Genomic DNA, 9,136 nt, shown 5'->3' on the forward strand with positions numbered 1-9,136 from the left:
ATGAAACTTATCTTTCTCGGCGCCACGCAAACCGTGACCGGCTCCAAGTTTCTGGTAGAGGACGATCAAAGCAGTTTTCTCGTCGACTGCGGCCTCTACCAGGGGTACAAATGGCTGCGCGAGCGCAACTGGCAACCACAGGCATTCGATATCGATAAGCTGGATGGGATCGTACTTACCCATGCGCATATCGACCATTCCGGCTATATTCCGCGGCTATACAAGCAGGGCTATCGCGGCCCGGTCTACTGCCACCATGCCACGCGCGATCTGTGCAGTATTCTTTTGCCGGACAGCGGTCATATCCAGGAAGAGGATGCGCTCTTCTACGCGCGCCACAAGCTGAGTAAGCACGCACATCCCGAACCGCTTTACGACGGGGAGACCGCGGAGCGCTGCATGGAACTGTTTCAACCGGTGGATTTCGGCCAGGAATTTTCGATCGGCAACAGCCGTATCCACCTCCAACCGGCGGGACATATTCTCGGCGCAGGCAGTGCCATTCTCGACAACAACGGCGTTCGCGTCGGATTTTCCGGCGACGTCGGCCGCCCTCACGACCTGCTCATGCGACCACCGCAACCGCTGCCGGAACTGGACCTGTTGCTGATGGAGTCGACCTATGGCAATCGCCTGCACCCGGAGGTTCATCCCCGCGAGGATCTGGCGCGGGTGGTGAACGATACGGTGAGCCGCGGCGGTATTCTGTTGATACCGAGTTTTGCCGTTGGGCGCGCCCAGGCCCTGCAGTATCTGCTGGTCACGCTGATGGACCGCGGCGACATCCCGGAGCTGCCGATCTTCCTCGACAGTCCCATGGCCATCGATGTCACCGATGTCTACTGCCGCTATGCCGACCAGCATCGCTTGAGCCCTGAAGAGTGCCAGCACATGCACCGCGGCATCACCTACACCCACAGCGTGAACGAATCCAAGGCCCTGGAGAACATCCAGTACCCGCATATCATTATTGCCGGCAGCGGCATGGCCACCGGGGGGCGCATACTGCACCACATGAAGCGGCTGCTCCCCAACCACCGCACCACGCTGTTGTTTACCGGATATCAGGCAGGCGGCACCCGCGGTGCGTTGCTGACGGGAGGAGGGACGTCGGTAAAAATTCACGGCGAGCGGGTACCCTGCAGGGCGAGCATCGAGATGATTCAGGGGCTTTCCGCACACGCGGATTACCGCGAACTCTGCGCCTGGCTGCAACAGTCACAACTGCGTCCGGGCACACCGATCCAGCTGGTCCACGGTGAACCGGATGCCGCAGACGCGCTGCGCTTTTACCTGAAAGAAAACACCGAATTTCACCCGGTCGTCGCCGAGTACCGGCAGGTGCTGCACCTTTAGAAGAGTTCAGCAGTCTAAAGACCAGCTATTAAATGGTGTCGAGCCGGTCGAGCTTTTTCCAGTAGCGCTCATAGGCGGAATACCAGCGAAAGTGCGGCGCCCGAATGGCGGCCTGATCGTGCCAGTGCCGGTGCCAGGACTCGGCGATGTCGCTGATCTCCCCGATGGGAGTGCCCTGCGCGGCCGCCGCGAGCACCTCGGCCTCGATTCGATCCCGGTGTGAGCGCAGCTGGTTACGGAAGCTGCTATCCCGCAGCGCCCGCCGGTGCACCGGCTCGAATTGTGCCCACAAACTCTGCTGCGCATCGCCGTGCTCTGCGCAAATCGCCGCGCTCGCGCCGGAAAAATCCACCGGCTGGAACAGTGACAGGCAGGGCGCCGAAGTGCCGGTCACCCACACTTGCGGTACTTCCCCCTCTGCCAGCTTTACGATCATCGATCCGCAAGTCTGGCTGGGCCGGGTAAGGCCGCCGGCATGCATGCACACATCCCGATTGCCGTGCCCGCTGAAGCCGCCACTTTCGCGGTGATGCCGGCGCAGGCTCGCTGCCATGGCGGGCACCGACGGGCGCGCCATGCCTGCGAGGGAATCCAGGCTGCTCTGGCGACGCTGTGCGGCACAGCCCATGAACTTCATAAAACGCGTATCGAAAGTCGCGGCAAAATCGAATTGTCCCCTGCCGCGATACAAGCCGCTCTCCCTTGCACAGTCGACCAGCCCCGCAGAGCAGAGATCAAACTCGGTGCCGATGGTGTGCGCATTGGAAATAGCCGCCAGTGTCCCGACCCGTTTTGCGGCCCAGTGGCGACCCGCCGTTTCCAGAATCCAGGCCTCGCGGCCATCGGCAATGAGAAAGCTGTTGTCGTAGCGGAATGATTTGTCGCGGTAGCCGGCCGGCCCGCCCTGACCGTGGGCCTGCAGCAGACCGGTGATGCACTCCAGCGCCTCCCGGGCAGTAACCGCCCGCTCCAGCGCCAGGCGCAGCAGGTCCATGCCCAGCAGTGCCCGGCCTTTCCTGTCGACCAGCCGCGTGAATACGGCCTCGTTACCGATGACGACACCCCGGTCGTTGACGCCCATTTCGGCGCCCCAGATCCACGCGGGCCTGGACAAGATGACACCGTGGCGATCGGGTACCTGGGGAATGCTGATATAAGTAGTCGCCACCTCGGCGGCGGTATCGTTCCGGACCGGTGGCAGATAGCAGACGAGCTGTGCCTCACTCGGCTCGCGATCGCTGTTCTTGGCGAACCAGGTTTCCGTGGCGGTTCTTATTATCTGTGTATCGCACATGGCAATTTCTGTGTCACGAGCTGCCCGGCATCCGAGCTCGGGACCGGGGCCCCTTATCCGCTATCAGATATCGAGCACTTGTTTGACAAAGGGAATGGTAATTTTGCGCTGCGCTACCAGCGAGGCGCGATCCAGCTGTTCGAGCAAGTTGAACAGCGCGCGGGTATCCCGCGGCGCGCGGTGCAATATGTACTGGGCCACATCCTCCGGCAGGTCAAAGCCGCGCAGGCGGCTCCGGCGACGCAGTGCCGCGAGCTTGTCCCGGTCATCGAGGGCGCGCAGCTGGAAGGTCAGGCCCCACTGCAATCGGGAGTGCAGGTCGGCCAGTTCGAGGGACAGATTGCGGGGAGACTTGCGCGCCCCCAGCAGCATTTGTCCGCCGCCATCCCGCACGCGGTTATAGAGATGGAACAGCGCCGTCTGCCACTGCGGCTGGCCCTCGAGCAAATGGAGGTCGTCGAGACAGACCAGGTCGAGCTGCTCCAGCCCATCGAGCGCCACCGCAGGGTCCATCGGCAACAGCTCGGCCAGAGGCAGATATTGAAAGCTGCGGCCACAGGCATCGGCCCGCTGGCATGCAGACTGCAACAGGTGGCTGACACCGCTGCCGGCCTCGCCCCACAGGTAGATCACCTGTTCTACCAACTCTCCACCGGCAAACTGCTGCAGTGCGGCAACTACCTGCCGGTTGGAGTCCTCAGGCGACAGATAGTAGTTATCGAAGGTGGCGTCGTCCCGCAGGGAAACTCCCAGCGAAAGCTGCTGCGGAACGCCCTTGTTCCTGGTCATTATCAGTGCCAGCGATAGCGCAGCGGGTTTTCCGCACTGCCCAGGGGGGCGCGGTAACCGCTCAGGTCAATGGGACCCTCATCGGCCTGCTGCCGCAAGTTGCGGTTCAGCGCCATGGCATCGCGCAGGTTCTGCATCGGCACAGAGCTTGTCAGCGCAAAGCGCAGCCGGTCGTGATCGACGGAGAGCAATTCGGCATTGTTGACCTGGGCCAGCCCCTGCAGGTAGGCAGAGACCTTGGAATAAGCCGCAAAGCTGTCGACCCCGGAGAGTTCGACAATCACGGCGCTCTGCTGGCCGCTGCCGTCTCCCGGGCGCACCGCATAGCGCTGCGCCAGCAGGTTGGCAGCCTCATCGACGCCGCGCGCGGCCACATCCTCCAGGGAGGTGCCGCTGGCATCGAAGGCATAACTGCGCCCGCCCTGAATCAGCAGCCAGTTGGCCTGCCAGCGCTCACCGGATACCTGCAGGAGCCGCCCCATCAGGGTGGCATCCGGGCGGTAGCGCACGCCGGCGCGTTCCGCCGACTGTTCGTCCAGGGCCCACAGGTTACCGAGCGGCATGTTGCGACGGTCACTGTCGTCCATCGCGGGAAAATCTACTGGCAGGCCGCGGTTCATGGCCGCCGCATCCAACGCCGCGAAAAGCTCTGGAGCATCCTTCTCGGATAGCGCACTGCGCCCTCCCTGCAGTGTGTCTACCGCCAGCCAGACCAGTGTGCCCGGGCGATTGTTCGGCCACATCGGCAACTGGCGCGCGTGCACCTGCTCCGCGACCGCCTGGGGATCAAAGGAGAGATGCAGGTAGAGCTGGTTGTCTTCCATTTCGTAGCGGTAGCTCTGCACATACTGCTGGGCCTTCTTCAGCACCGGCTGCAATTGCGGGTTGCTGCCGATGGCGGCATCGCCGGTCACCCGCACAAAAATGCGCTCCAGCCCCCGGCTGCTGGCATTGGCGCGGTCTGTCGCGCCGCGACTGGGCACAGCTTCCACCGCCTCGTATAGGTCCGGAATCACGCGCGCCTGCGCCGGCAGAACCAGGACGCACAGCAACAGCGCCAGCAATCCGGATGCGCGACGGTGCCGAAGCAGCTGAACCATTGGATTTCTCCCCAAAACTTCTTATCTGTGGAAGCGGCCCGACCCGCCAAATGCGGGGGAAAAGGCTCGAATAGCGACTATTGTATCAGTGTCGGCTCTTTCTCCCAGTACCTGGCCCGCATTTCTCGCAAAGATCCGCCAAGAGGCGGTCCCAGGGAGCGGTATGACTGCCTTCGCAACAGGGGGAGCGCATAGGCGTGTCTTGCCGCACGCTGAGTACTGAAGGGGAGAGAAAGGCATTCAGGATCTACTCTGGAGCCGGCGCAGCAGGAGACTTGCGGGAAATGCAGGTCCATTCGCACAATTGGTCAGTTTTCCTCTAGAATACGCGCCCTCTCAATGCCCACTGCAGGATGAATCATGAGCGATTCCAAGCCCCAGTCCCTTTCCTATAAAGATGCCGGTGTCGACATCGACGCAGGCAATGCCCTGGTCGAGCGCATCAAGCACGTCGCCAAGCGCACGGCGCGCCCGGAAGTGATGGGCGGGCTGGGCGGTTTCGGCGCCCTGTGCGAGCTGCCGACAGGCTACAAGGAGCCTGTGCTGGTTTCCGGAACCGATGGCGTCGGCACCAAGCTGCGCCTGGCCATGGACCTGGGCATCCACGACACCATCGGTATCGACCTGGTGGCCATGTGTGTCAACGACCTGGTGGTTGCCGGCGCCGAGCCGCTGTTCTTCCTGGATTACTACGCCACCGGCAAGCTGAATGTGGACGTCGCCGCCCAGGTGGTGACAGGCATCGGCGAAGGCTGCGCCCAGGCCGGCTGTGCCCTGGTTGGCGGTGAGACCGCGGAAATGCCCGGCATGTATGAGGGCGACGATTACGACCTGGCCGGCTTCTGTGTCGGCGTGGTGGAAAAGTCCGAAATCATCGACGGCAGCAAAGTCAAAGCCGGCGACAAACTGATCGGCCTCGGCGCCAGCGGCCCCCACTCGAATGGCTACTCACTGATCCGCAAGGTAATCGAGGTCAGCGGTGCCGATCTGCAACAACCTCTGGAAAAGGACTCGGGGGGCGGCAAGTCCCTGGCCGAAGCCCTGATGGCCCCCACACGCATCTACGTGAAAAACCTGCTGGACCTGATGAAGTCCAGCCAGGTCAACGCGCTGAGCCATATCACTGGCGGTGGCCTGCTGGAGAACCTGCCGCGGGTACTGCCGGAAGGCACTTCCGCGCGCATCGACGTCAACAGCTGGGAAATGCCGCCGGTATTCCGCTGGCTGCGCGAGAGCGGCAACATCGACCGCCGCGAAATGTACCGCACCTTCAACTGCGGTGTAGGCATGGTGATCTGCGTGCCCGCAGACGGTGCCGACGCCGCACTGGCCACCCTGCGCCAGCTGGGTGAGGACGCCTTCATCATTGGCAGCATCGAACCCGCCACCGACGGCGCCGAAGCCGTGGAATTGGCGGGCCTCTGATGTCGCGGGAAAAATGTAGAGTGGTGGTGCTGATCTCGGGAAGCGGCACCAACCTGCAGGCACTGATCGATGCCGCCCAGTCTGACGAAGCGGACTTTTCCATCTCCGCGGTCATCAGCAACAAGGCGGACGCCTACGGCCTCACCCGTGCCCGTGAGGCCGGCATCGACGCCTTCGCCGTCAGCCACCGGGACTACCCGGACAGGGAGACCTTCGATGGCGCCCTGATGGAAGAAATCGACCGCCACCAGCCGGATCTGGTCGTGCTGGCCGGTTTTATGCGCATCCTGACGCCGGAGTTCGTGCGCCACTACGGCGGGCGCCTGCTGAATATCCACCCTTCCCTGCTGCCAAAATATCAGGGGCTGCACACGCACCAGCGCGCGTTGGATGCCGGCGATCGCGAGCACGGTGTCACCGTACACTTTGTCACCGAGGAACTGGATGGCGGCCCCGCCATCATCCAGGCCGTAGTTCCCGTCGAACCCGGCGACACAGCCGAGCAGCTCGCGGCCCGGGTGCAGGTTCAGGAACACTTCATCTATCCTCTGGCAGTATCCTGGTTTTCCCAGGGACGCCTGCGGATGCTCGACGATCGGGCCGAGCTGGACGGCGAACTGCTGCCCCGCGGCGGCCATAGAATCGCCGACTGAATCCGCGGCACTTTTGCCGTTAAAGTGCGGTCGAAGTATCCCGACGAATCTTTCGCCGCACCGGGGCGTTTTTCGCGCACCGGTGCGGGGCATGGACAACAGGAGGTCGCAGTGCCGTTTCGTTTTTTCGCCCCCTTCTTCGCCTTACTGATCATTGTGGCGCCTGCGCACGCGTCCGAGCCACAACTCAAGCCCTTTACCGCCACCTACGAGGCCCGCTACAGCGGTATCGGCGTCTCCGCAACACGGGAATTATCCGGCAGCGGCAACAACTGGCGCCTCGATTTCAATGTCGATTCCATGTTCGCGAAAATTCGCGAGTTTTCCCGCTTCACTCGCGCCGGCAACCAGCTCACGCCGCAGCACTACGAATACCACAAAACCGGCCTCGGCCGGGACAGGCACACCGTGCTGAATTTCGAACACGCGACGCAGCGCGTGGTCAACCTGAACAATTCCAAACGCACGCTCGAGCATGTCCCCGAAGATACTCATGACAAGCTCACCTACCAGTTGCAGTTGGCGCTGGATATCGCCGCGGGAAAAAAAGAATTGTTTTACCGTGTCGCCGACGGCAAGCGAATCCAGGAATACCGTTTTGCGATTGCCGGGCGGGAATCATTGAAAACGCCACTTGGGGTGATAGAAACGGTCAAGGTTGAACGGGTCCGCGACGATGATTCCGACCGTGAAACCACTATCTGGTTTGCGCCGCAGTGGGACTACGCGCTGGTAAAATTAATGCAGCAGGAAGATGGCAATACCTACCAGATCGCATTGACCGAATTGACCATCGCTGGAAAAAACGCCGGCACTCATCAGTAATATTTCTCAACTCATCTAAAAAACGAAAAAAAATTACGTCGCTCGATGGATTTTCCGCGTTTTTGTCTTTATAAAGTCGCCCGATTCCCCTGATGTGGTAGGTTGGCGCTGCTAAAATTTTCCATCAGGGAATTAGTTGCAAAGAGTGAAGGCGCTGTAAACGCTTTCCCGCCACTGCGTGACCTCGATGTCGCCCGTGGCAACGAAATAAACGCAATCCAGAGTGGGATCTCATGAATAAAATGCATCTGCGACGCGCAGTCCTCGCTGCCGCAATCAGTACCGCCTCCAGCGGCTCCATGGCCTCGGGATTTTTCCTGCAGGAAACCAGCAGTACCGGCCTCGGCCGCGCTTTCGCGGCGGAAAATACCATCGGTGACAACGCCTCAATCCTGGGACGCAACCCGGCGGGCTCGGCCCTGTTCGACGAGATCAACATAACCGGCGGTGCCATTTATGTGAATCCGGAAATCGATGCTGCGGGCGACGTCACTTACTTCCTGCCCACCGGACAAACCGCGACCTTCCTCAACCAGAAAGACAACGATTACGCCAGCAGCGCCTGGGTACCCAACGCCTCCCTGGCCGTGCCCATCAATCCCTGCTGGTCTTTCGGACTGGCCATGTTCACCAACTACGGCCTGGAAACCGATTTCAGCAACGATTTCCTGGTCACCACCATTGCCAACAAAACCGAGCTCACCACGGTCAACATCGCGCCGTCTGTAGCGTACAACTACAACGACATTTTCATGATCGGCGTGGCGGCGAACTTCCTGTACGCAGATGCGACCCTGCGCACTGACGTGCCCAACGACTTCCCGCTGGACCCGATACTGGCCCCCGTTGTGGGCAGAAACCTGTCGGGCGCCAATGTGCTGAAACTCGATGGCGATGACTGGGATACAAGCTGGTCCATCGGCGCCCTGTGGAATATCAACGACCGCACCCGTTTCGGTTTTTCCTACCACGCCGAGCTGAAACCCAAACTGGAAGGGGACGTCGACTCCGACCTGCTGCCCACCGCGCTGGTACCCAGCCTGCCGCCGTTCCACAATGCGAAGGCAAACCTGGAACTGGATCTGCCGGATACCGCAGAACTGGGTCTCTACCACAAGTTCAACAAGAACTGGGGCGTTGCTCTGGGCGCAACCTGGACCGACTGGAACGACTTCCAGCGCCTGGAAGTCAACATCCCCAGCGCCAGACTCGGCGTCGAGCCGGAGCCGTTTAACCCGCTGCTGATCAAGGAAGAAAACTTCCAGAGCGGCTGGCGTTACAGCCTGGCTGCCGAATACTATCCGTGTGAAGAAGTTACCTGGCGCATCGGCTACGCCTACGATGAAGGCGCCGCGCGCGACGGCCTGAACCCGGACGGCGTGGCGGAAACCCAACAGGATCTGGGCATTGCCCTGCCGGTTACCTGGCGCACCCTGTCCATCCCGGATACCGATCGCCAGTGGATCACTTTCGGCGGCACCTACAAGTTTGACCAGCACCTGAGTGTCGACGGTGGCTTCGCCTACCTGTGGGGTGATGACGAAACCATCCAGGAATACACCCGTATTCCGGTTCCCACTTACTTCAACGGTGGCACTACCAACATCGAAGCCTGGCTGGCGGGTGTATCAGTCAACTACAAGTTCTGATTTCCCAGCTGCAGAAACGAAAAAGGCCGGACAGCTTCGCTGTCC

General features: G+C 61.3%; 8 protein-coding genes. 5 read left to right on the forward strand and 3 right to left on the reverse strand.

Features of this window, described 5'->3' with window-relative positions; translation table 11 throughout:
- On the forward strand, window positions 1-1,356 hold the full coding sequence (locus tag IG168_RS18125; RefSeq protein WP_193166006.1) for an MBL fold metallo-hydrolase RNA specificity domain-containing protein: 1,356 nt from the start codon (window positions 1-3) through the stop codon (window positions 1,354-1,356).
- Between the two features lie 28 nt (window positions 1,357-1,384).
- Here the strand turns inward: IG168_RS18125 and IG168_RS18130 are convergent, their stop codons facing one another.
- The 3 genes from IG168_RS18130 to IG168_RS18140 all read right to left on the reverse strand — a co-directional run bounded on the left by IG168_RS18130 (window position 1,385) and on the right by IG168_RS18140 (window position 4,539).
- Complete coding sequence (locus IG168_RS18130; RefSeq protein WP_193166007.1) at window positions 1,385-2,650, reverse strand: C69 family dipeptidase; 1,266 nt, start codon at window positions 2,648-2,650, stop codon at window positions 1,385-1,387.
- Between the two features lie 63 nt (window positions 2,651-2,713).
- Window positions 2,714-3,439 carry a DnaA regulatory inactivator Hda gene (gene hda, locus IG168_RS18135; RefSeq protein WP_193166008.1) on the reverse strand — a complete coding sequence of 242 codons (726 nt, stop codon included), beginning with the start codon at window positions 3,437-3,439 and terminating at the stop codon, window positions 2,714-2,716.
- 2 nt (window positions 3,440-3,441) lie between these two features.
- Window positions 3,442-4,539 (reverse strand): DUF2066 domain-containing protein, encoded by a 1,098-nt coding sequence (locus IG168_RS18140; RefSeq protein WP_193166009.1) that lies wholly within the window; start codon window positions 4,537-4,539, stop codon window positions 3,442-3,444.
- Between the two features lie 360 nt (window positions 4,540-4,899).
- On the opposite strand from IG168_RS18140, the gene purM reads away from it, so the two are divergent.
- The 4 genes from purM to IG168_RS18160 all read left to right on the forward strand — a co-directional run bounded on the left by purM (window position 4,900) and on the right by IG168_RS18160 (window position 9,091).
- A complete protein-coding gene (gene purM, locus IG168_RS18145; protein WP_193166010.1) occupies window positions 4,900-5,964 on the forward strand; it encodes a phosphoribosylformylglycinamidine cyclo-ligase in 1,065 nt (354 codons plus the stop codon).
- The gene (purN, locus tag IG168_RS18150; RefSeq protein ID WP_193166011.1) at window positions 5,964-6,617 is read left to right on the forward strand and encodes a phosphoribosylglycinamide formyltransferase; all 654 of its coding nucleotides are present in this window, start codon (window positions 5,964-5,966) and stop codon (window positions 6,615-6,617) included. Before purM ends, purN begins: the two co-directional genes overlap by 1 nt.
- A gap of 111 nt (window positions 6,618-6,728) precedes the next feature.
- Window positions 6,729-7,442, forward strand: a complete 714-nt coding sequence (locus IG168_RS18155; protein ID WP_319024752.1) for a DUF3108 domain-containing protein — start codon at window positions 6,729-6,731, stop codon at window positions 7,440-7,442.
- 233 nt (window positions 7,443-7,675) lie between these two features.
- A complete protein-coding gene (locus IG168_RS18160; protein ID WP_193166012.1) occupies window positions 7,676-9,091 on the forward strand; it encodes an OmpP1/FadL family transporter in 1,416 nt (471 codons plus the stop codon).
- Window positions 9,092-9,136: the final 45 nt, after the last annotated feature.

It is taken from the genome of Microbulbifer hainanensis, from assembly GCF_014904735.1.
Lineage (GTDB): Bacteria > Pseudomonadota > Gammaproteobacteria > Pseudomonadales > Cellvibrionaceae > Microbulbifer > Microbulbifer hainanensis.